We start from the raw sequence: 23936 nt of genomic DNA, 5'->3' as shown, positions 1-23936 counted from the left end.
TTATCAATGCGTTGTTTTCCAACAGGCTCTTACTGCCCGTCAAAAGCATAATGGAACAGCAGCATCCCGTCGGTTTCCGACCATGGGCCAGAACGCGTATAGCCCCCTTCAAGCCCGACGCGGAAACGATGGTCCACCTGATAGACCACGCGCCCGCGCACATTCCCCGCAAGGCCACTGGCCCCATACCCGCCATAGGACCCAGGCGCCATGACTTCGGATTGCAACAGCGTGCTGGTGGGGTAATAGGGCGCGCCCCTGCTGTGATAATCCTGATATCCCGCCTCGCCCCGCAGGAACCATGTCCAGCGATCAGTATGGCCCGACCATTCCACCGGCACCATCGCCGCGAAATATTCATGCGGCGAGAAGTAGCCCCCCTGCCCCCATGTGAAGAAATAGGAATCCTTTTTATACCCGAAATAGATCAGGTCCGCCCCCACACGCAGGCGCTGGCGTTCGTGATACTGCCACACTGTGGCGCTGCCACCGGCCCCGGCCTCGGTCTCGGTATTGCCTTCGACATTATGCCCCTGCAGATAGGCGAACCCACCCCCGGCATAGGCATTCCACCCGGCCTCCCCCCATTCCAGCGCGGCATGGCCGAAATTGCGGGTGACACCGCCCCATGTCCGCCCCGTGCCCGGATCACGTTCCCCGGCATAGGACAGTTCGCTGTCCGTGACCATCCGCCGGCCGCCACTGATGCGCAGGATCAGGTTGTCCGTCAGGTGAGGGGAAAATTCGACGCCCCCCACCACGTTCGCCACCGCAAAGCCCAGCGGCGACGACCCCACATCCGCATTGAACCAGCGGTTGAAGTAGCTGAGGTTCAGCCCAACCCCTTGCGTATAATAATGATGGTATGCCCACCCGTGCGCACCATTGACCGCAACCGTCCCGAACTGCCGCGCGGATGTGGCATTGTCGAGCGGATCGCCCGTAAACAGCAGCGTGGGCGTCACGGAAAATGACAGGCGGTGATCCCACGACCCGAACGGCAGGGTTGCGGTGATCGGCACCGCGAATTCCGTCAGCTGCCGCAGGCCGGGCGTACCGGTGCGGCTGCGCACAAAGGTATTGGCGTCAAGCTGTGGTGAAATCGAATCCCGCAGATACACACGCTGCCGGTCGGTGGCCTGTATCTGGTCATCGTGATGCAGGTAATGGTACGTATCGGGCAACTGCGCGCCACGCAGGTTGACATACTGGCTGTCGATATCGGGCCAGCGGTAATCCGGCTTCAGGCTTTCACGCCGCGCGCAATGGACCACGCCCGACATGTCGCACTGCTGTGCATGGACATGATCCAGATCCGCAAGCTGATCGCGCATGGAATGGTCCATACGGGCCAGTTCGGCGCGGATTTCCCATGTCAGCGGGCTGTCGGGCGCAATCGCCGCCAGCCGCCCGGCATAGGCACGCGCCACCTTGATATCGCCCGTCCCGCCCGCATCGCGCGCGGCGGCGGCCAGGGCATAGATATTGTTGGGCTGGATATGCAACGCCGCCTGGTCCTCCGCCAGAGCGCGCGCGGGTTCCCCCCGCGCCTGATAGACACGGCCCATCGCAAGGCGGAGGTCAACCGAGTTGGGATACTGCGCCAGCAACGGCGCAAGTGCGGCCTGCGCGCGCCGGGGATGGCCCTGGGCATCCGCCCCTTCGGCGTCGAGTATGTGCAGCGCAAGGCCAAGCTGCGCCCGCAGGCGCGCCTGATCCGCCGTGGCATGCATGTCGGGATTGCGCACCAGCCGGTCATACACCTCAAGGCAGCGACGCGCATCGACAGCGTCGTGTACCTGAAGGTACAACCCGGCATAGGACAGCATCTCCCACGGTTGCGGGTCGGGGGTCAGGCTTTCTTCACGCGCCAGCACATCGCGCGCGACCTGCGGCATGTTGTGATCGATGAACGCATTGGCAACCATCGTGCCACGCACACCGTTGGGATCGGCACGATCCGCCAGCGCCATCAGCCCCGCACGGTCGAAATGCGGCGCGGCGTCGATGTCCCGCACCTGCTGCGCCAGGGTGATCTGCTGGGCCAGCGCGTCCACATCGCTGGACCTGTCGGCCGCACGGATACGCGCCAGCAGGCGCGCGGCCGTCGCGTCGTCATGATGGTCCAGCGCAAAGATCATGCCCGCCTGCAACGCCTCCGTGCTGGCCTTGGGGCTGTTGGTCAGGGCCTCCATGATACGGGCCGCCTGCATGCGGCGTTCGGGCATGTCGGTCCGGTCAAGCGCCTGCGCAAGGTGCAGACGCAGCCACGGATTGCGCGGGTCGGTCCCAACCGCGCGCAGCAACAGGCTGATACGTTCGTCATCGGTGGCCGCCTGTTCGGCCTGCGCGCCCAGGATCTGCCCCTCCAGATGGGCGACCATCGCCTCATGCCCACGGCCCAGACGCGGGATCAGCGCGCGGGCTTCGTCCACATTCCCGTTCTGCGCCAGAATATCGGCAAGGTTGAACAGCGCATCGGTATTGTCCGGCCAGCGATGCAAGATGGTGCGATAGGTCTGCATCGCCTCCGTCATGTTGCCTTCACGCCGCGCCAGCGCGCCCTGCAGGGACAACAGCGTCAGCGCGCTGCCCTTGCGCCGGGCCAGCACCGCCAGCCCTTCCTGCGCGCGTCCGATCTCCCCCAGGGCGATGGCGCGCGCAATGTCCGCCACCAACAGGTCCGGCGCACCGCCATGCCCCCCCCGCCCTGACGAGGACCATCCCTCCAGACTCTTGATCGCGGCGTCCCAGCGCGCCTTGTGGTCGGGGTCCAGCGCACGGGCACGCAGGAAATACGCCCGTGCGCGATCACGCTGCCCGCGCGATTCAGCCACAAAGCCAAGGCCGCCGATCGCCTCTATGTCCTTGTCATCAATGGCAAGCGCCTTGTGAAACAGCGCCTCCGCATCGCCATAGCGCCGCTGCGCCAGCAGGGTATAGCCCTGCATGCGGTCATTCGCACTGTCGAGGCGCCCCTGCTCGGCCTGGGCGCGCTGGCGCAGGGCGCGGATTTCCCCGTCATCGGGATGCAGCGACAGCCATTCGTCATAAAGCGGGATCGTCTGGCCCGCCACCGGTTCCCACAACAGCGCGCCACGCCATGCGGCCATTGCCTCGGTATGGATACCTGCGGGCACATGCCCCGACATCAAGCGTTCCAGCCCGGCCATCCCGTCCGTGCGCGAAACCGCCTGATAGGTCAGGACCTGATAATATGTCAGCGCCGCATCAAGGTCATGCGGGTTGCGCGCGACATAATCCGCAAGCTTTGTCCGCGCCTCCTGATACCCCAGCGGCGTGCCGCCAAGGATGCGGTAATATTCCATCGCCAGTTCGGGCGGCGGTTCGCCATGGCCAAAGATTTCGCGATATTTGACCATCGCGTCATGCATCTTGCCCTGCGCGACAAGGGCACGGGCCTCGGCCAGCAGTTTTTCATTGACCGGCCCGGTGCGGATCATCCCGCGAAGCTGCGCCACCTCATCCGCGACGCCCTGATGGCGCGCCAGTTCATTGGCCAGCCGCGTCGCATCGGCGAATTCGCCACGCCCCACCTGGATACGCCCCTGAAGGAACAGCGCATCCGTGCTTTCGGGGTCGATCTGCAATGCACGATGGACGGTTTCATGGGCGCGCACCATGTCATGATGCGCCAGCCAGTAATGCCCTTCCTCCAGCAGGAGGTCGAAAATTGCCGTCGCATGGGCAAGGCGCTGCGTCTCGGCGTCGATGGCCTGCGTGCGCTGTGCATCCATGGAGGTGATGTCGGTGGCGGGCGCGGCCAGCGGCGCGCTCGATTCCTCCTGATCCGACACGATATAAGGATGGGCCTGCGCCTCTGGCGTCTGTGGCGCGGATGCCTCCCGCCGCCCATAGATCGGACCCGTGTCCCCGATATCAATCCCCGCAGGCACGCCGGACGCCATACCGGCCGCGCTCCCGCCGCTGTTCCCCATGTCCGCCACGGCATTATCCGCCCCCATAGCGTCCACCGCCGGGCCGGGCACGCGTGCCGATGCACGGGCGGGGGGCCTGACCGGGGCTGAAGCCGGGGCGCTGGCAGGTGCAGGTGCGCTGACGGGGGGCTGCTTGGCGGGCGCACTGGTCGCAGATGCAGCCGGGGTGGGGCCGCGCGGGACCGGTGGGGGGGGGCGGTGCGGAAGATGCCGCCGCCGCGTCGGGGGCGGCGTCGTCACCGGTATCCACATCCGCATTCACACCGCCCCCGACATTGGCCGATGTCTCGCCCGATGCGGGGGGGGGCGTGCTGGCCGGGGCGCTGGCCGAAGCACTGGCGGACGCGGCTACAGGTGCGCTCACGGGGGGCTTGGCAGGCACACTGGTCGCAGACGCAGCCGGGGTGGGGCTACGCGGGACCGGTGGAGGGAGTGGTGCGGAAGATGCCGCCGCCGCGTCGGGGGCCACATCGTCACCGGTATCCACATCCGCATTCACGCCATCCCCGGCATTGGCCGATGTCTCGCCCGATGCGGGGGTGGGGGTGCTGGCCGGGGCGCTGGAGGACGCGGCTACAGGTGCGCTCACGGGGGGCTTGGCAGGCACACTGGTCGCAGACGCAGCCGGGGTGGGACTGCGCGGGACCGGTGGAGGGAGTGGTGCGGAAGATGCAGCCGCCGCATCGGGGGCCGCGTCGTCACCGGTATCCACATCCGCATTCACACTGCCCCCTGCATTGGCCGATGTCTCGCCCGATGCAGGGGTGGACGTGCTGGCCGGGGCGCTGGCCGAAGCACTGGCGGACGCAGCTACAGGTGCGCTGACGGGGGGCTTGGCGGGCGCACTGGCCGCAGATGCCGTCGGGGTCAGGATGCTGCGCGTTGCTGGCGCAGGCGCAAAAGCACCTGCCGCCACTGATGTCGAGGTCGGCGCGGCAGGCGTCGCGGACGGGATGGAACGCATCTCCAGCGATGCCGGGTCCGGCCGGGCAGGCCGCATCGCAAGCGCGGCCGGGTCCGGCACACCGGATTGCGGGCGCGATGTGATCGGGGCCGAGGGGGCGGACGCAGCCGACACGGCAGGGGGTGGGGCAACCACGGGGGCGGAGGGGGCGGAGCGCATCGCAAGCGACGCCGGGTCCGGGGCATAAGAGACGGAGCGCATTTCCAGCGATGCCGGATCAAGGGCGGCGGTGCGCACCCCGCGTGCGGTCGCGGCCGGGGACGCAACAGGGGACGAGGCGGGCGCACCCTCGCCCCAATCCGTCCCGTCATCCCCCGCCGGGGCGGGCGCGGCCGTGCGAAAGGCGGAGGCATCCGCCTGTGCCCAGGCCGTGGCCGGTACGGACAGTACCGCAACACCCGCCATCGCGGCCCCACCGGTCGCAACGCCACCGACCGTCATGCCCCACAGGGCCGTCGCACCCAGCAGGACGGCGCATCTGCGCGGCCCACGCCTGCCTGGCGCGGGAAGGAGACGGGGCACGACAGGCCCCGGCATGGTTGAATGATACCGCATCATATCCCTGCCCACGGGTACGTCGCCCCGCACGTCAATGCACACGCGAGATGTACGAAACATATCCCAACCCCGCCGAAAGCAGCCCGCAGGCACATACCAGCGCCAGTGCGCCACGATTGCGCACCGCCACGTTCACCCGTCCCTCGTAATCAAGGAAAACCCGTTCCACGAAAACATAACTCATCAGGCCCGCCAGCATGGCCACCACCAGCACGCCCGCCATCGTCAGGCCCGCGACCTGGAACATCAGCAGGTAATTCGCCAGCACGATCACCGGCCAGTGCCACAGGTAAACCGAATAGGAAATCACCCCCAGCGGCGACACCGGCCCCAGGGTAAAGCGCGCCACATCCGTGTGCGGCAACAAGATGATCGCCACAACCGCAAGGCAGGGAAACACCATCAGCCATGACGGGCAGGCATAATCACGCACATAGAACACGCATGCCCCCACCAGCACCCCAAGCGCCAGCGCATAGGCCATGTTGGCCACCATGCGCGACAGGCGCGGCCGGGGCAGCATCCAGACCATCGCCCCGATGCAGAACTGCCACATGCGATCGGCGATACGGTAATATCCCTGCCCATCGCCCATGACATGGTCATGCACGCTCAGGCCCAGCGACAGGACACAGATGGCGCAGATGGCGTACATACGCCACCGCACGCGCGGCAGCATCACCGCGATCAGGAAGATGACGCCATAAAACTGCATCTCCAGCGATAACGACCAGGTATGCAGGAACGGATAGGCCAGCGCCTGACCCTCGAAATAACCGACATGCCCCGCGGCCCAGATATTGGACAGGTACACCAGCGCATAGGCCCCGTTAAGCGCGATATCGGCGCGGTCGCTTTGCAGCACCCACCACAACATCCCCGCCGAAATCACGGCCACCATGCATAACAATGCCGGTAACAGGCGGTACAGCCGCCTGCAGACAAAACGCGCGGGCTGGAACGGGTCCTGCATCAGCGCCGAACGCCCCATGAAATAGCCAGATATGACGACAAAGATGTCCACCCCGACAAACCCGCCCCGCAGCCATTGCGCATGCATCAGAACCACCGCCGCAACCGCCAGCGCGCGCAGCCCGTCGATGTCACGGCGACGGTCACGCGGAAAGAACTCCTGCCGGAGCCCGTCGCGCCATGTGCTGCGGGCTGGCGTGATGGCGGTCATCTGTTGCATCGGCCTGTATTTCACATGTGGCGCGGGAATGCGGGCAAAGGCGGCAGGAACAGCGATGCGGGCGGGCGCAGCGATGTCAGGGCGTCGCGGGCGGGGCCGCGTCCTTTATCCGTTCAAGGTCCGGCAGGGTGGCGCGCACGATCGCATCCCCCCATGCGCGGTAACTTGCGGCGGTGGCATGGATGCCGTCCGTGGTGCTGACGCTGCCTTTCGCCATCAGTTGCGTCCCATCGACATAGGTGCAGGTCGGCGCGACATCGGCCTTCAGCAGGGCGGCAAGCGTACTCGCGCGCTGGTCGCTCTTGCCATAGCGGGGGCTGTACTGCCCCCAGGTCGGCCCAACCCAGAGGCACGCCGTCTTGCCGATGGCATAGGTCAGGGTCTTCACCTGTTCTTCCACCCAGCTGGCAGAGACGGTGTCCTGCCCATAGGCGCCCATCGTGTCACCAAGGATGACCATGATGGCGTTGGGGTGCCATTTTGCAATCAGGCCCGTGACCTCTGGCGGGGCGACGGGTTTCATGTCCGGCGCACGCACCGGTTCGTCACCGATGCGTTGCGTCGCCCCACACCCGTTATTGGGATTGGGCACGACCCAGTCCGCCGCCGTGGCGGAACATACGCCATACGTCACGACCTTCGCCCCCTGACGCGAGAATTCGTCCGGCAGTACCGACAGGAGCGAATCCTTGAAGGCAACATGGCTGTCCCCGATGATCAGCAGTGTCAGGCCTGCAAGAAGTGCGCTCATCTCTCAATAACTCCCTCAATCATTCCCACGCCCCGGCGCATGGCCGCCCCAGCGCGACATCATGCCCGGACACAGCCCCGGACATATCCCCCGACGCATCGTATCAGTGCGATGCGTCGGTCGTGTCCTTGACCCGGGCGGCTTCCTCCAGACGATGCTGCGCACGGCGGCGCAACAGCCGCACGGCCGCCGCCGCCACAAGACCCGCCCCCACAAGACCCAGCACATAAAGCGTGAGCGGACGCGTCCCGAGATACCAGTCCAGCCACATCCACCACGGCAGCGATCCCATCGTGAAGGTCGGCGCGGTGCGATAGCTTGTCAGCCTGTCGCCATTGCGCAGCACCAGATCACCCTGGATACGCGGCACGTCCTCCTTGCTGCGCAGGCCCATGACCAGATCATGCATGCGCGACGGCGTGTCCCCCATCAGCGCCACGACCGACCGGTCCGAACGATAGGGCGACTGCGCACCCAGCAGGACGCCCGCACCCGCGATCGGTGCATTCAGGTTGGCCTGAACCCCGTCCTGCAATCCCGCATGGTCATGGTCCTGGAACAGGTACCAGATCCCCTGCAGGCCCATATGCTGTCCCACACGGATATGACCGTCCGTCAGTTCATACGGCGCACGCGTCAACAGTTCCTCGAACTTTGGCGCATCCCCCGCCGTCGCCAGAATCAGGATGTCCCCCTGCGGCGGGTGTTCGGACAGGTCGTTGACATCGGCCACCTGCACGCCAGAGGCCGGATACCACGTGGTCGCACCGAAAAAGCCCATCAGGTCCATGAACGTGCCCGCCGTGCCCGCATCAATATGATGGGGCACGACCACCGTCGTTTCCGACAGGTCGGCCATGCGCGAGAACGGGAACGCCGCCTCTGCGAAATAGGACAGGTTGGGCAGGCGGGCGAAATGATAACCCCGGCGGAAATCCAGCCACGAATCGGAATCCACGCTCATGTGGATGTCATCGGGGGTGCGACGGCACACACCACGGTCGATCGGGCGGGCGTCAAAGCTGAACTTCAACTGGTTCTGCCCGAACAGGAGCCATGGTGGCAGGGCGGCGGCATGTTCCACCGCGCCGGCATGCTGGTTCACCAGCCGTTCGGACCATGCCGCCCACAGGCTTGGCGGCTTGAGCGTGAAGCTGTCGAGGTAGTTGTTATTCAGGTGGACATCAAGGCGCGATGTCTCCAGATCCACCACCGGGCCACCGGGCGTGCGCACCCACAGGTCGATCGGATAGGGCCGGTTGCGCCATGAATACAGGTCGGGCGGCAGATGGAACGGCAGCGCCATGACCGGCGGCGCGAACCCGCCCCCCTGCAGGTCGCTTGCTGCGACCAGTTCGCCAAAGCGTACCGGGCGGTCCGTGGGCACAAAGGCAGGCGCGTCATACGGATGGCGCGGCTGCAATGTCACGTCATTGACCACCTTCGTCCCCACCGCACCCAGCGTGTCGGACGAGAAGGCAAGCACGCGGGCCGCGACCTCCACTTCCTGCGCGTTGCGGCCGGTCAGGACAAGGATCGTGCCCAGCCGGTCATTGGGGTTTTCCACTTCCGACAGGGTCGGCCCCGTCGGGCGGGTGCCACGCGCGTCGATCGGCAGGTTTTCCCCGATCGCAATCGCATTGCCCGACGCCGGGATCGTGGTGGAAACGGGGAACGATACCTTGCGGAAATCCGCCAGCTTGCCAAACCATGACGCCACAAGCGCCGATGCCTTGAGCATCCCGTGCGCATCGGGATTGGGCATGACCACCGGCACACGCAATGGCGTGCGCAGGTTGGGGTCATAGAACGGCGCGGGCAGGTACGACAGCTTGCGGTCGGGGGCGATGCGCGTCGTCGTCAGCGTCACGGTGGAGAAATCGGAAATACGCGCCCACAGCACCTCGTTATAGAGGTCGTTGCAGTCACGGCGATATTCCCCCGCGAAGTGGAAGTTCAGCTTGTTGTCACCCGTGAAATAAAGCGGGTCGATGTCAAAGGTGATCGGCCCGAAACGCGGATGTTCGGGATCGACACGGATCGTGCCGACATATTGTTCATTCAGCGTGACGCTGACCGCACTTGCCTCCGGCAGGAGGGAGGGCGACAGCGCACCCGACAGCGTGATGCGCGCACGCGTCACAACCCGGTTGGCGGGCACGATGACATCAAGACCCTGCAACGGCGAAAACCCGCGCAACGTCAGCGGCCCGGTGGCCAGACCCAGGTCACGGAAGGTGGAGGTACGCGTGATTTCGCCATCCGCGACACGTGCGGCGTCGGCGGGGTCGATGGGCGGGGCCGACGGGTCGGCGGGCAGCGCGCCGGTATTGGTATCACCAAAGGGCGACGCAGGCGACACACCCGTACGTTCGGACAGGCGTTCGCGCATCTGTTGTGTGGCAGGCCCCGTCGGCAGGGACACCGCCGTCGCGGCCGGCAGCAGTTCCCCGGCAGAGGCAGGCGCGATCTGCGGCGGGGTGGGCAACGTCCCGGGCGGCTGCGGCAGGGAGGGCGGCGGCGGCGCGTTGACCGGGGGCGGTTCCACCGGGGTGGCCCCCTGTTCGGTTGCAACGGGCGTGGCACGGGAAGGAGCCTGCGCAAGCGAAGGCGCGATGGCGACCGGCAGTCCCAGCAGCACGATGAGCGAAGCCGTGGCGCCGTGGCGGGCGCTCCGTCGGACGGGTTTCAGCACGAGGCTCTTCTTCTCCAGTTTTTCTTCTTCGACATGTTCGCTTTCCGCCAGCGGCGCTTCCTGCGGGGCCTGCCAGCGGAACAGCCGCTGACCACGGCGGAACAGGCCGCCGATACTGCGCAGGACCATCAGGAAACTGCGCACGGGACGGTCGGGCTGAAAATCGCCCCAGTTGGACCACGCATCGTTGCGCCCGAACATGAACTCCACGATCTGGCGTTCCACGTCGAGGTCATCGACACTCCATTGCAGGTGCAGCTGCCCCGGCTTGGAAAACAGGATGACGGCGGGGATGCGCACGTCGATGCCGTCTTTTTCATTGTGATACAGCATCGTGACGCGCGTTTGCGTCGGCAGGGCATGTTCCGTCGAAAGGCGCGCCGCAATCCCCCCCAGCGAGATATCGCTGGTATGGGCATGGTAATGCTGCCCATGTTCATCAATCAGCGTAATCGGCAGGGTTGCGCGCACGCGCGGCTTGTGACGGATCTGGCGGGTTTCGCGCCCCACCGCGATGGAGGCGAGGACGATAATAAGGCTGACAGCCACCCACAGCGTATTGAGCGCAAAGGACTGCAACGCCAGTCGGTCATGATATTCCCACATCATCCCGCCAATGCCGCGCACCAGCGCCAGCGCCAGGATCACCGCCAGAATGACATTGGGATAGACCGCGTTAAGGTCGAAATACTCGCTCTGCAACAGGCCGCCCTTGTCCGTGACGTTGAATTCCCCCTTGCGCGGGTTCAGCAGCGTCATGATCGTCACCCGCACAAGGAACAGCGCCAGCGTGGTTTCGTAGATCTCGCTCCAGAAGGAATAGCGCCACCGCCCCTCCACCCGCGACAGCGTGCCGATGGAATGAAAGACATGGGGGAAGGCATAGACAAGGATCGCAAAGGGCGAGGCGGCGATGATGTTCTGTCCCAGAAACAAGAACGCCAGCGGGGAGGCAAGGAAGACCAGACGCGGGATCGCGAACAGGAAGTGCGACATCGCCGAAAGATAGCAAAGCCGCTGCTGCCACCGCAGGCCGGACCCCAGAAGCGGATTGTCCAGCCGCATGATCTGCAGCATCCCGCGCGCCCAGCGCACGCGCTGCCCGATATGGAGCATCAGGCGTTCGGTCGACAGCCCGGCGGCAAGCGGCTGGCGCAGATAGGCGGTATGCCATCCCTCGCGCTGCATCTTGAGCGCGGTGTGCGCATCCTCCGTCACCGTTTCGGTCGCGAACCCGCCAATGCCCAGCACCGCCGAACGGCGGATCGCGGCGCACGACCCGCAAAAGAACGTGGCGTCCCAGAAATCATTGCCGTCCTGCACCAGCCCGTAGAACATGTTGCCTTCGGGGGGCACGTTCTGCCCGGTGGCAAGGTTCCGCTGGAACGGGTCGGGGGAATAGAAATGGTGCGGCGTCTGCAACAGCGCCAGCTTTGGATCGGCCATCATCCAGCCGATCGTCTTTTTCAAAAAGCCGCGCGTGGGAATATGGTCACAGTCAAAGATGACGACATATTCCCCCTCCGTCACGCGCAGGGCGTGGTTGAGGTTGCCGGCCTTGGCATGGTTGTTCTGGTCACGGATGATATAGCCCGCGCCCGCCTCCATCGCGAAGGCGTGGAAGCTTTTGCGCCGCCCGTCATCAAGGATGTAGACATTCAGCTTGTCCGCGGGCCAGTCGATGGCAAGCGCACCCAGAACGGTGGAGCGCACAAGCGACAGTTCCTCGTTATACGACGGCACATACACATCGACCACGGGCCAGTCGGTGGTATCGGCAGGCAGCGGCAGCGGTTTGCGGTCCAGCGGCCATGACATCTGGAAATAGCTGAGGCACAGCGTCAGCAGCGCATAGAGTTCCGCCGCCACCAGCAGCAGCGACAGCGCCGCCTGCAAGGGTGAATGCAATTCCAGCGTCGTGGTCAGGCGCCATACCATGTACCGAAGCGACACCAGCAGGGACAGCATCATCAAAAAGCAGGTGACGCCGCGCCCCTTGCGTCCCTTGAGGAGCAGGAACAGCCCAACCGTCCCGCACGTGACAAAAGCCTGGCTGGTGGTCGATATCGTAACCCCGCCGGCCATCAGCATCAGGAAAACCCCGACCGCCATCATCACGAAAGGGGACGCGGCGGAAACGGCGGGCACGCGCGCAAGCTGCTCAAGACGCAAGCGTTTCAGGATCGCCCTGTATATCATCGCCCGTACATCGTTTCGGAATTCCAATAAACTGAGATACACCCGTCCGCCCGGAACATCCCGGACACTGTCGGCCACCCTTCAAATCCCCGGGGACAGCCGGGACCGGCCCCGACATCCATGCAATCTGCCTGCGAACCCGTGCCGGAATCAGGCCGGACCGGCCTTCGCACCTGTCGCACCCACATCAGGAACAACGTGGATGGCCCCTTGGATCGACACCTGATTCCAGACGTTTGTGAACGCTGTTAATATTGGTTAAAAAAGCATCTACCGACCACCCCAGAGCGTGTCAAGCAACATAATTCACGCCCATGGACGAAATCGGGTCATGGCCATCATATCGACATAATCACATGCAATGCAGCATGCTGCCTGCCTGTTGCCCGGACTGTATCAGCACATTGCACGCGCCAGGGCAATGCCGCGACAAGAAGGAATAATTTCCTGATTTTCCCGCATTGCCTGCATGGACTTCCGGGCTTTGTGCATGCTTTAAGGGTTAACAGGCCCAATCATAGGAATTATTTCACGCCTTACCAATCTGCCCCTTTTCCACGTCACGGACCCATCCAAATGCGAATCAGGGAACCGGCGACAGGTTATCCCGCTTCAGAGACCCATGGCATGCCACAGATCAAACTTAACTATTTTTTACATTAAAGATCCGTCCGAAGGGGTGGCATGAATGGCCCGACGCCATTTACACCCCCACCTTTCGTCGGCATGTGCGTTTGTGGCATGCCCTTTGACATGCCCGTGGGGCAAACATCGCGTGGCCCGTGCGTTACACGATTCCCAGACCAAGGCCACGTAAAGTCATGGATATGCAAGAATCTGATATCAGAAATGCAATATCTGACATGAAACAGACCCCTTCATGGCCCCGCCCGATGCCGCGCCCGTATCACAAGGGCAATGTGGCCGAAGACCTTCGCCTGACCACGCTGCGTATCTTGCAGACGGAACGGCTGGAGGACCTGTCGGTACGCCGCCTGACGCGGGAGGTACGGGTCGCGCCTGCCAATTTCTACAACCACTATGCCTCGCTCAACATGCTGCTTGTGGAAATCGCGGCGGATTGCCTTGATGAATTTTCAGAGGTGATTGGCCATATCGTCCACCGTTCCACCAACCGGCATGACGCGCTGAAACGCACGATCACGCATTATGTGGAATTCGCATGCCGCCATACGCAGCTTTACCGCGTGATGTTCGGCTATCTCAGCGACACGGCACAGCACCCGCGTTACTGCCGGGCGGCGCAACGCACGTTCAACCGCCTGCGCGACCTGGTGGAGGCAGACGTGTTCCCGCCCCCGCAACCGGTGGACGCACCGTCCGACACCGCGGCCGCCCCCATGCCCGACGATGCGACGCATGTGGGGCACTGCATCTTCGCCATGAGCCACGGGCTGGCGGGGATGATCGCGCAGAATCTCGTTGCGTTGGAACAGGGGCGCGAGGACAGCATCCGCACCTTTGTCGAACGCACCATCGACCTGTTCACGCATGACCGCCTGACGCAGCAGCCCGCGTCGTACCCGATCAAGGTATAGGCCCCACGGCATACGGCGTGGGGCGTGGGGCGTGGGGCACAGGTGCGCGCACGGGCCGCCGCACGACATCGTGAAAATCTGCTGCTGACGCTTTTTCCAAAAGGTTCAGACCCCGTCACCTGATGGGAAAAGCCCGCCCCGGAACATTGGTTTCCACCACCGCCATGCCCACCATCGCACCGTAGCCAGCCCCCCCGACCGCACAGAACCACAGGACCATAAACAACAGGGCCACAAACACATGGACCACGCACGGGGCCACACACGGGTCCGCACGCCATGTGGCATCAGCCGCCATGACCGGTGTTACAGCATCAGGCACGTGCAGGTGAGTGATGTTACACAAAATGTTTTGCAAATCTGTAACAACAATGGATATTTACCAAAAGTAATTTTAATTATTAATGTATTTTTTAAGAATCTTTAAATAAAAATACATAATTTATTGACATGTCCCATGTGTGATGCTGATATTCCCATGCCAATCCCGTGCCGACATTTCACGTTCGCGCCCACATTCATCCAACCGCGACATCCATGACGGTTTTGCCCGTCCCTGTCGCGCCGCGGCCCGCAACGCATGATGGCCGCGACAGACCTGCACAAGAAAGGCCGCCCCGACGGTCTGCCTCCCCTTTTCACCGGCAGAAGAAGACAGCATCGTGATGCGCACTATTTCTCCCTCATCCCCGGCGGATCACAACGGCACACCGTCCTTTCCCACCTCCTTTCCCCCGATGCCTGACCGCCTGTGCCGCGACATCGTGGACTTTTGCAACAAGCACCACACCACCTGCCGGGAAACGCGTTTCCATCCCAAGAGCATCATCATCGAGGAAAGCGCCACCGCGCATTACACCTTCCTTGTCCGGCACGGGACGGTGAAGCTGTCGAAATCCATGCCCAACGGCCGCAGCCAGATCGTGGGGTTTGTCGGCAGTGGCCACATCCTGGGCACCAGTTCGCAGGACGTGTACATGTTCCAGGCAGAGGCGATCACCGATGTCACGGTCAACAGGCTGAGCCGCACCATGTTCGAGGACATCCTTGTCAATGCGCCGGACATCCTGTCACGCCTGCTGGAGGAGACGACGGCGCAACTGGTGATGATACAGGACCGCCTGCTGGCGCTGGGGCGCAAGACCGCGCGGGAGAAGCTGGCGTCTTTCCTGCTGCGTGAGGCGACGCGCAACAATGGCAGCAACATCCACCTTCCGTTCTCGCTCCAGATGTCGCGCGCGGACATTGCGGACTATCTTGGCCTGTCCACGGAAACCGTCTCGCGCCTGATGAGCATGTTTCACCAGGAAAAGGTCATCCACCGTTCCCGCCAGGTGATCCAGTTGCTTGCACCATCGCACCTGGCCGCCATGGCCTGCACCATCCTGTAGGCTCCTCCTCTTCTTTTCGGGAACCGGCGCCTGACGCCTGATCCCCCGACACAGCCCCCCCACCCCCCGGACGTGTCATTCGGGACGTGTCAGTCGGGGCCTTGCGATCGGGTCCATGCCAATGCAGGCCATATCGCGTGGCAAAGGCGACATCGGGGACATTCCAGATGCTGTTTAAAAAGTCAGGCGCGATAACATACTGAAATGATAAAAGTTTTTGGTGAAGCTTTTTCCAAAAAGCTTCAGAAGACGCCGCCTTTTTCGATCGAAAGGCGGCACCCAAAAACTTTGCCTATTTTCTATCAATGATGTGTTTTCAAACAGTCCCTCATCAATGTTTGTGATGTGGGCCAGCCGCGCTGGCGCACGCAGGGACAGGGACAGGATGTGCCATGACCCCTGCCCACAATCATGGACGCGGCCACGATGGGGGGGAGAATAGCGGGGAGGAGAACACCGGGCGGAACATCCATCGGAACAAACCGGGAAATGCCGCGTGATCCCCCCGCAATCCCCACACCCGACAAACTATACACAAAGTTATCCACAGACCTGTCCGGAAATATGTTGGCAAGTCGTACGGAACACGTTCTGCAACGAATCAGAAAAATGGCGGAAAACCGCCACGGAATCGCATACCACCCCAAAAGGGGAACGGTTATATGACCAAGCAGGCCAAGATACGAGTCCTGTTTGGTAAAAAGAATCCACACCCGCCATCCGTCCACCCCACACCCTGCGCAATGCCGTGCCCCGCATCATGCCACGACTCGTGAAGGAAGCTGTGTCCACCCCTTTCATGCGGGCATTGCATCGCACGACCTGCCCGCTCGCCCCCAGACAAGCGCCCCCGAAGCGCGCCCCCCCCCAGATGCGCGCCCAGATGCGCGCCCAGACCGCCGCCGCCCTCACCGGTCCGGAACACACAGGTCGAAAACACATCTCGCAAACACCGCCCGCGAAGACAGGCCGCAAAGACAGACCGCAGCCACAGGCCCCGGATGTCCTCCGCCTGCCGCGACCTGCCGCCGCCGCCGCCAGAAGGGCGAAGGCATGTTCAGGGCACGATGCGCGCCATGTCACGGGCATGGGGCGACAGGTGGGCGGCCCGCACCACATATTCGTCGGCGGGACGGTCCGGGTCCTGCACCGCCATGGCAAGGTCGCGCACGATACGTGTCGCAACCCCCATACGGTAATGCAGCGGGTCCCAGAAACTGTCACGCACATCGGCGATGGGACCGGGAATATCGAAATCCACCACGATGCTGTTGGGCACGCGGGCCATGTCCGCGATGATACGCGCCCGGCACCGGGCAATGGCCGTGGCGCGGGCAGGGCCTGCATGCACCTTCATTTCGCGTGCGACAGGGGGAAACCAGACGATCTTGAGCGTATCATCCGGGATGCGCGCCAACAGCCGGGGCAATAGTGCGAGTGAGGGGGACAACGCGACCGGCGCGGCGGGCGACACAACCGGCGTGGCCGACAGCCACAGCGCGAAATTCGCGCTGACCCGCGCATGATCATATTGCGCGTCATCGGGGACAAAGCTCTGATACCCATCCGCCCCGGCATGGTCCGCCTTCAGCCCGAATTGGTAAAGCGTCTGGTTCACGGCTTCTTGCAACGCATACAGGTCGAGCATATGCCCATATCGTTGCCATGACGGGGCGGTATAGGACCATTCCGGCCACTGTTCATGCGGTCCACGCGCGGCATCGTCACCCGACAGGCACCACAGATGATCAAGGTCGAGCATGATGACCCGTGGTGCGGGATGGGCCTGCATGAACACCCCAAGCAGCCGGTCCTGTTCCCATGCCGTGGCGTTATTCATCGCGAGGTTGACGAAACGCGCGTCGAATTCCGCCCCCATCGCATCGGGCCGGATCAACCGCCCGGTTGAGGTCCCGATCATGGCCGAATCAAACCGTCCGGCCCGTGCCAGCGCGCCCATGGTGTAACGCGCGTTTCCCCCCGTCGGCACGCGCGACAGCGGCAGATGCACCGGCAGGACATCCCACGCATCCATACCTGCGATAAAGGCGAACATCCCCCCTACCCCCGATAGCACAACCGCAAGCAGCACGATGGCAAAGCTACGCCATGCCCGAAGGGAAGAAGAACAGGAACGGGACTCTATATGCATGGTATCTGATGGCGGCGGTGTGTCGGGCAATGGGGGGGGAGGGGCGATGATGTGGGGCACCCGTCGTCATGCCTGCGTCGGCCCTGTCCTGTGGCTGTGGCTGTGGCTGTGGCTGTGGCTGTGCGGCTGCCGGTTTTTTATCGTCCTGCCTACATCCTGGCAAATATCAGGGACGTTTTGAAAAGACAGGATGCATCCCCCCACGGACATCATAAACATTCCTGTCCAGGCTTTGCGCGGAATGTTTTGAACGACATCCCCTTTTTGAAAAAAAACATAGGCCGGAATTTTATCATTCCTTATCAACAGGGTGTTTTCAAAAATACCCTGTCGGGACGCACCGTAACCGGGATATTGACGACAGCCATGACAATGGCCGGATGCCGCTCCCTGATGTGCCAGCAAAAAGATTCACCCGTAAAAAGATTCATCGGCAACCTGCATAATCTCACGACGCCCCGGTGCCGGAACCTGTATGCGCCACCACCGTCAGACGATCCTGTATGCTGTGTCATGACGACGAAACGGCACGACAGAAACGGCATGACAGTGGCGGCACGACTGCGGCGGCATGATAATGGCGATACGGTACACCAACACGACACACCGATACGCTAACACCGATACGCTACACCGATACGCTACTGGCGGCCTGCGTGGGGAATCGGGCATTCTGCCCACACGATGCGTGCAATGCCGCACATGACAGAAGGAAACACGCGATGAATGAAGATGTCAGCCACAGCTTTGGCGATTCGCGCCTGCACGCCACGGTACGGATACATGGGGCGGAACTCTGCGCGCTGCATGATGTAATCGCGGGGTGCGACCTGCTGTGGAATGGTGGGGCGGCATGGAAACGCCATTCGCCCGTGCTGTTCCCCATTGTCGGGCGGCTCGACAACGATACGGCCCTGTTTGACGGGCACGCATGCCGCATCACGCAGCACGGCTTTGCCCGCGACATGGATTTCCGCTGGGTCGAACGCACGGCCGATGGCTGCGTCCTGGAACTGGGGGATACGGCGCAGTCACGCGCGATCTTTCCCTCTGCCTTCCGGCTGAAGATCACATACCGCATCGCCAATGGCGCGCTGTCGGTGGAATATCATGTCATCAATCCCGACCCGGCACGCACGTTGTCCGCCTCGCTCGGCGCGCATCCGGCCTTTGTGTGGCCCCTGCGTCCCGATGTGCCAAAGGACGCGCACATCATCGAATTCGATCAGCCCGAACCCGAAAATGTGCGCCGCGTCGCGGGTGGCCTGCTGTCGCCCGACCTGTTCCCCACCCCCATCACGGGCCGCGAACTTGCGCTGTCCGAAGACCTGTTCGCGGCGGATGCGCTGATCCTCGACCATCCCGCCAGCCACGGCCTGACCTATCGCATCCCCAACGGGCCGGGCCTGCGTGTGACGTGGAAGGGCTTTCGCCAGCTTGGGCTGTGGATGAAGCCGGGTGCGGATTTCCTGTGCATCGAACCGTGGTACGGCATGAGCAGCCCGCAGGATTTCCACGGCGAATTCGCGACGAAGCCCGGCCTGTTCCACCTGCCGCCAGGGCAGGAATGGCACGCGAAATGGACCGTTGCCCCGGTCTGACGCCACACAGGGCACAAGCCTTGCAAAAACATCATGGGACGGGGGAAGGGGCTGCGAAAATATCATATTGTCAGCAGCGAAATCCGGCGTAGCGTCCGCCACAGGAGCAGCTTGCGGCAATCGTGCCCGCCAAGGCTCATGGAAACGCTCAGATGAGTACTTTTCACCTTGCCCCCGCAACCGGCCTTCCCCCCGGCACGCAGGAAACCCGCCATACGGCCGCAAACGTGGTCGCGTGGTTCGCCGCCGCGTTCAAACGTCGCGGCATGATGGAGGTCGCGACACTTAACAGTGTTGCGGTTCCCATGTCGGCCCGCACGGCCGTGGAGGCTGCGAATCGCGGCTGAGGTTCCGGCCCTGTCGCGCCACCGGCCCCGTCGGGGATGGTGTGGCGCGATAAAGCGCATCGGGGATAATGCTTTTCCATGTCCATGGTGCCATAATGTGTGGCGGCGCAGTAATGCGCCGCCACATCTGTTTTCACCACCCGCACCACAGCAGAAGGAACCCCGTGTGAGCGAGCGATATGCAAGCGGGCGATACAGGCACGGACATTCGTGATGGCACGCCGTTACGTACGCCGGGGCGCGATTGCCACCCTGTCGGGTCTGCTGGTGTGCGTGCCCGCCGCGACCGTCATGGTGACATCCATGCCCCCCGCCGCCCATGCCGCCAGCGTCGGCATCCCCGGCCTTGGCGATTATGCGCAGTTCGGGGTCAACGTCACGGGCAATGGCTCCTTTGGGCGATGCACCGTACAGGTCACATTCGACGCCGCGCGTTTCGCCGCCAGCGCGAAGGTACTGGACAGCATGGGCATCCTCGACAATGTCGATACGACGCTGCTGCGCCGGCGGACCAATTTCTACATGCGCGTCACGGCGGAAGAAATCGCCCCCATCGTGGTGGACCATGCCTTTCAGCGGTTTGGCCATACCGACCTGTGCCATTTTGAATTCACATCGCATGACGGGTGGATGTACGGTGGGGGGGCAGGAACGCTTTTCATGAAATTCACCATCACCGGCCGCACCGCGACACAGGTGGACTGGTACAAGGCCAGTTTTGATGAACTGCATGAAGTGGCCAGCGGGTTCTGGGAAGACGCAGCATTCGCCGGCCCGGCACAGCCGGAGGAACCGGCATTCGGACGCCGGTATTAACGGACCCGGTACGTACGGACACATTACAAATCGCCACCTGGAAACACCCCTTGAGAAGAGATGACAAAAACTCCGGTCGCTACCTTTTTCAATCCTGCGGCATCTTGCAGTGCTTTTTGAAACAAGCCCCCGACGGTTTTCATCATCCCCTTTTCTCATCCCCGTGGGATACGGCCCCCCGCGTTGCACACATCCACCGGATGGCAGGCCCCCGGCGGCAGGCCCCGGCATGATCGGGCTCCCCACGATGTTTCCCGATGACGCCTTCCCTCGACACCAGGGACGCCTGCTGAAACCCTGGCAGAGGGACAGCATCAGGGATGACACGACCGTCAATGGATGAAACCCGGTTTCCCCTTTCAAACGGCACCATGCCAGCCACAGGCGGCATTCCGGCCATCGGCACATCGCGCCGCGATCCCACCCCCCACAAAGGAAGCGTCATGACCCAGCCCGGATTTTCCGGCACGTTCACCAAGGAATTTGAAACCCTGCTGCGCTGGCGGCGCGACGTGCGGCATTTCCGGCGCGACCCTGTGCCCGCCCCGGTGCTGGACGGACTGCTGGCGACGGCATGCCTTGCCCCTTCGGTCGGGCTGAGTGAACCATGGCGCTTCGTCCGGGTGGATGACCCCGCACGCCGGCAGGCGGTGCGCGATGATTTCGCGCGCTGCAACGCCCATGCGCTTGCCGCGCGCGATGGGTCCGACGCCAGCGATTACGCGCGCCTGAAACTTGCGGGGCTGGATGACGCCCCCCACCATGTCGCGGTGTTTTCCGACAATGACCCGACACAGGGACGCGGGCTGGGCCGGGGCACCATGCCCCAGACCACCACATGGTCCACCGTCATGGCCATCCATACCTTCTGGCTTGCCGCGACGGCGGCGGGCGTGGGCGTGGGGTGGGTGTCCATCATCGACCCGGCGCGCGTGACCGCGATGCTCGACGTTGCGGCGCAATGGGAACTCGTGGCGTATCTGTGTGTGGGATATCCGCAGGACCCCTCCGACATGCCCGAACTGCAACGGCGGGGATGGGAACATCGTGACCCCGAACGCCAGCAGTGGATCGACCGCTGATGCCCCCGCCCCCCGCACGCCATGCCGGACGGGGGGCGGAAATGGCCATCATGGCGGCGTGGGTGGCGATCATGGCGGCATGCCTGCCCATGGGCCATGGCGCGCGGGCGCAGGGATGGGACAATGCGGGATGGGGCAATGCGGGATGGCCCGGCGCGCTGTCCCCCTCCATGCCGGGCGTGATGCACCCGCAGGCCGCGACCGGTGCGCAGGCATGGCAGGGCACACTGGCGCATATGCGCGCGGCCCATGATGCGGCCCGTGCCACCTGGTCCGCCGACGCACATGCCGCCGCCGCCGCACGCCGGGACATGAACCGCCCCACCCCCGGTCGCGACGCGCCGGACAACACGGACATGCCCGATCGCAGCCCAGATCGCACATCGGACGCCGCGGCCATGGGCCATGATCGCGACAGTCGCGATCCCTATGCCCAGGACTGGGCGCGTTTCACGAACGAAGAAGCCCACCTGCGCCAGCAGATGCGCCACACGCCCTGATCGCGGCCCCACCACGCGGCATATGGATGAGACAACCGGCGGGAGACCATCGCATCCGCGCCGAAGGTATGATACGGATGCATGGATGCTGTCGGCCTTATGTGCCGGTCCTGCCCCAGTCTGGAGAATGCCTGCGTGTCGGCTGCCGTTCCGTCCTGCCACCCGCCTGCGCCACCGCCGCCCGACCGGTCCGACATGGCCCCCGATGCGGCCATGGTGTACGCGCATCGCCCCGCGCTTGCCGCGCTGCGACGCAGTGGCGCGATCGTGGACGCCCATGCCCTTGCCGCCGAATTCTGGGCCATTGATTACGCCATCGGGTTCATGGGCCATAACGACCCGCAGATGGAACGCGCACCCGGCCGCCACCCCACGCACGAAGGCCCATCGCACAGCAGGCTGGGCGCGATCGAACGTTACAAATACATCCGCACGGCCATTGGCACGCGATGCGAAAAGCTGCTGGTCCTGCTGATGGTGGAGGGACGGTCAATGCCCGCCATCGCCAGCCATTTCGGCACGGAGCAGGCCCATGTGGCGGGCGCGCTGGCGCTGTTGCTGGATATGCTGGTGGATCATTACGATGAAATGCCCGGCCCCCTGTGGAAGGGATAAACACCCCGGGGCGCGCCATGCGCAGCACACCATGCGCGCCATACCATAAAAACGGTCCATACAGGCGGACCCGGCATCCCACTGGAACATGAAGACATCATTTGAAACAGCCCGTTGATGAAAAACGGTAAATATTCAGGCGTTACTTTAACCTTGTAGAAATGCAATATATTGCAAAGCCATGTCGGTAAACGCTTTGCCAAAGACTGCCTTCATTCCCGTGGAGTATTGCTACACACCGTTCAAACGGCCCCTGACATCCTGTCGGATTGGGGACTGACATCGACCGGCTTCATAATTTGTGAAAAAATTGCAATTCCAACTGGCATTAAACCGAAAATACTATTTTATATTTTGGAAATGTTCTTTCGAAAAAGTCACCACCCCAACAGAATTCCAACGGTTTTCGGCCATGTCTGTTTCAAAATAGCTGGAACCAATGATCTTTCTGAGACGCTGTTTGAAAAATCAGCCTCAGTAATATCCTGAAATCATAAAGGTTTTTGGTGAAGCTTTTTCCAAAAAGCTTCAGAAGACGCCGCCTTTTTCGATCGAAAGGCGGCCCCCAGAAACTTGTCCTGTTTTTTATCAATGATGTGTTTTCAGACACTCTCTAAAAACTTGGCCTTTGAATATCCTGATGACGTCTTGTCCATCGGGTGCTTTCCAACATCGCCCTGCGCATCCAATAGCCGCCGGCATATGCCCATGCGGCTTCATGGTGAGGCTCTGCATGGCAAAGCGTCCTTAATAACATGCTGAAATTATAAAATTTTTGGGTATCTCTTTGCTGTAAACACACAAAAAAGATCTTACCTTCATTCAGGAACAGGCAACGCGCGCAGGCTTTTCCTTGCGTTTTCACTGTTTTTACCGCCACCCGCCTGCGACAGGAGGCCCGTCATGACCCTCTCCCCCACCGGCCATATCGCCGTCATCGGCAGCATCAATGTCGATTTCGTCTGCCGCGTCGCCCGCTTTCCCCATGCGGGGGAGACGATGCATGTCCACGCCGCGACAACAGGGCTGGGTGGCAAGGGCGCAAACCAGGCGGTGGCCGTCGCGCGTCTGGACACGGCAGTCGAACTGGCGGGGCAGATGGGCGACGATGCGCTGGCGCAGGTCGCACGTGACGCCATGGCCGATGCGGGGGTGGGGCTGCGTTTCGTGCGCACCGAAACCGGCGGACAGACGGGCCGGGCCTTCATTACCGTCAATGACGCGGGCGAAAACCAGATCCTGGTCCATGGCGGGGCGAACATGACGCTGCGCCCCGATGACGTCCCCGCGCTGGCGCGCGTGTTCGACGGCGCGCGCGTGATGATGGTGCAGATGGAAATCCCGCCGGACATCGTCGTACGCCTGTGTGAACAGGCGCGGGCGCAGGACATGACCATCATCGTCGATCCTGCCCCCGTCCCACCCGACGGCCTGCCCGATGCGCTGTTCACGCTGGCCACCGTCATGACCCCGAACGAGACGGAAACGCAGGCCCTGACGGGTATCCTGCCCACCGACGCCCCCCACCGCCCGCGCCGCCGCAGCCCACCTGCAC

General features: G+C 63.1%; 17 protein-coding genes and 1 pseudogene. 11 read left to right on the top strand and 7 right to left on the bottom strand.

Annotated elements, in window-relative coordinates:
- Positions 1-29 precede the first annotated feature (29 nt).
- The gene (locus tag FYB92_RS03305) at positions 30-4199 is read right to left on the bottom strand and encodes a cellulose synthase subunit BcsC-related outer membrane protein (protein WP_332828164.1); all 4170 of its coding nucleotides are present in this window, start codon (positions 4197-4199) and stop codon (positions 30-32) included.
- Here FYB92_RS03305 and FYB92_RS03300 point away from each other — a divergent pair.
- Positions 4115-5110: a hypothetical protein gene (locus FYB92_RS03300; protein ID WP_332828163.1), complete on the top strand. Its 996-nt coding sequence runs from the start codon at positions 4115-4117 to the stop codon at positions 5108-5110. The two genes, FYB92_RS03305 and FYB92_RS03300, sit on opposite strands and share 85 nt — an antisense overlap.
- 42 nt (positions 5111-5152) lie before the next feature.
- Complete coding sequence (locus FYB92_RS03295) at positions 5153-5470, top strand: hypothetical protein (protein ID WP_075631636.1); 318 nt, start codon at positions 5153-5155, stop codon at positions 5468-5470.
- A gap of 42 nt (positions 5471-5512) precedes the next feature.
- On the opposite strand, the gene FYB92_RS03290 is transcribed toward FYB92_RS03295, so the two are convergent.
- From FYB92_RS03290 to bcsA, 3 genes are all read right to left on the bottom strand, one after another.
- On the bottom strand, positions 5513-6673 hold the full coding sequence (locus FYB92_RS03290) for an acyltransferase (protein WP_003621573.1): 1161 nt from the start codon (positions 6671-6673) through the stop codon (positions 5513-5515).
- Between the two features lie 76 nt (positions 6674-6749).
- The gene (locus tag FYB92_RS03285) at positions 6750-7424 is read right to left on the bottom strand and encodes an SGNH/GDSL hydrolase family protein (RefSeq protein ID WP_062809546.1); all 675 of its coding nucleotides are present in this window, start codon (positions 7422-7424) and stop codon (positions 6750-6752) included.
- Between the two features lie 103 nt (positions 7425-7527).
- Entirely contained in the window at positions 7528-12318 is a 4791-nt protein-coding gene (gene bcsA / locus FYB92_RS03280) for a UDP-forming cellulose synthase catalytic subunit (RefSeq protein ID WP_332828966.1), read from the bottom strand.
- An 863-nt stretch (positions 12319-13181) separates the two neighbouring features.
- Here bcsA and FYB92_RS03275 point away from each other — a divergent pair.
- Positions 13182-13877, top strand: coding sequence for a TetR/AcrR family transcriptional regulator (locus FYB92_RS03275; RefSeq protein ID WP_003621569.1), 696 nt, complete (start codon positions 13182-13184; stop codon positions 13875-13877).
- Between the two features lie 115 nt (positions 13878-13992).
- Here the strand turns inward: FYB92_RS03275 and FYB92_RS03270 are convergent, their stop codons facing one another.
- A complete protein-coding gene (locus tag FYB92_RS03270) occupies positions 13993-14199 on the bottom strand; it encodes a hypothetical protein (RefSeq protein WP_332828162.1) in 207 nt (68 codons plus the stop codon).
- Between the two features lie 343 nt (positions 14200-14542).
- Here FYB92_RS03270 and FYB92_RS03265 point away from each other — a divergent pair, with 343 nt between their 5' ends.
- Complete coding sequence (locus tag FYB92_RS03265) at positions 14543-15268, top strand: Crp/Fnr family transcriptional regulator (RefSeq protein WP_003621567.1); 726 nt, start codon at positions 14543-14545, stop codon at positions 15266-15268.
- 1057 nt (positions 15269-16325) lie between these two features.
- Here FYB92_RS03265 and FYB92_RS03260 read toward each other — a convergent pair.
- On the bottom strand, positions 16326-17420 hold the full coding sequence (locus FYB92_RS03260) for a hypothetical protein (protein WP_332828161.1): 1095 nt from the start codon (positions 17418-17420) through the stop codon (positions 16326-16328).
- A gap of 722 nt (positions 17421-18142) precedes the next feature.
- Here FYB92_RS03260 and FYB92_RS03255 point away from each other — a divergent pair.
- The 3 genes from FYB92_RS03255 to FYB92_RS03245 all read left to right on the top strand — a co-directional run bounded on the left by FYB92_RS03255 (position 18143) and on the right by FYB92_RS03245 (position 20184).
- A complete protein-coding gene (locus FYB92_RS03255) occupies positions 18143-19021 on the top strand; it encodes an aldose 1-epimerase family protein (RefSeq protein ID WP_062809551.1) in 879 nt (292 codons plus the stop codon).
- A gap of 152 nt (positions 19022-19173) precedes the next feature.
- Positions 19174-19368 carry a hypothetical protein gene (locus FYB92_RS03250; RefSeq protein WP_003621563.1) on the top strand — a complete coding sequence of 65 codons (195 nt, stop codon included), beginning with the start codon at positions 19174-19176 and terminating at the stop codon, positions 19366-19368.
- Positions 19369-19581: 213 nt separating this feature from the next.
- Positions 19582-20184 carry a hypothetical protein gene (locus tag FYB92_RS03245; RefSeq protein WP_062809552.1) on the top strand — a complete coding sequence of 201 codons (603 nt, stop codon included), beginning with the start codon at positions 19582-19584 and terminating at the stop codon, positions 20182-20184.
- A 23-nt stretch (positions 20185-20207) separates the two neighbouring features.
- Here FYB92_RS03245 and FYB92_RS03240 read toward each other — a convergent pair whose 3' ends face one another.
- Positions 20208-20330, bottom strand: coding sequence for a replication/maintenance protein RepL (locus FYB92_RS03240; RefSeq protein WP_220376162.1), 123 nt, complete (start codon positions 20328-20330; stop codon positions 20208-20210).
- Positions 20331-20627: 297 nt separating this feature from the next.
- Here FYB92_RS03240 and bluB point away from each other — a divergent pair, with 297 nt between their 5' ends.
- The 4 genes and pseudogenes from bluB to FYB92_RS03220 form a co-directional block, all read left to right on the top strand.
- The gene (bluB, locus tag FYB92_RS03235) at positions 20628-21266 is read left to right on the top strand and encodes a 5,6-dimethylbenzimidazole synthase (protein WP_062810028.1); all 639 of its coding nucleotides are present in this window, start codon (positions 20628-20630) and stop codon (positions 21264-21266) included.
- Positions 21266-21766: a hypothetical protein gene (locus FYB92_RS03230; RefSeq protein ID WP_062809553.1), complete on the top strand. Its 501-nt coding sequence runs from the start codon at positions 21266-21268 to the stop codon at positions 21764-21766. The genes bluB and FYB92_RS03230 overlap by 1 nt, the downstream gene beginning before the upstream one ends.
- Positions 21767-21901: 135 nt before the next feature.
- Positions 21902-22381 carry a hypothetical protein gene (locus FYB92_RS03225; RefSeq protein ID WP_139312526.1) on the top strand — a complete coding sequence of 160 codons (480 nt, stop codon included), beginning with the start codon at positions 21902-21904 and terminating at the stop codon, positions 22379-22381.
- 903 nt (positions 22382-23284) lie between these two features.
- A pseudogene (locus tag FYB92_RS03220) lies at positions 23285-23830 on the top strand (PfkB family carbohydrate kinase); the annotation flags it as partial.
- Positions 23831-23936: the final 106 nt, after the last annotated feature.

The sequence above is a fragment of the Novacetimonas sp. GS1 genome (assembly GCF_036686925.1).
Taxonomy (GTDB): Bacteria; Pseudomonadota; Alphaproteobacteria; order Acetobacterales; family Acetobacteraceae; genus Novacetimonas; species Novacetimonas hansenii.
This window is presented reverse-complemented; position numbering and strand designations above follow the sequence as displayed.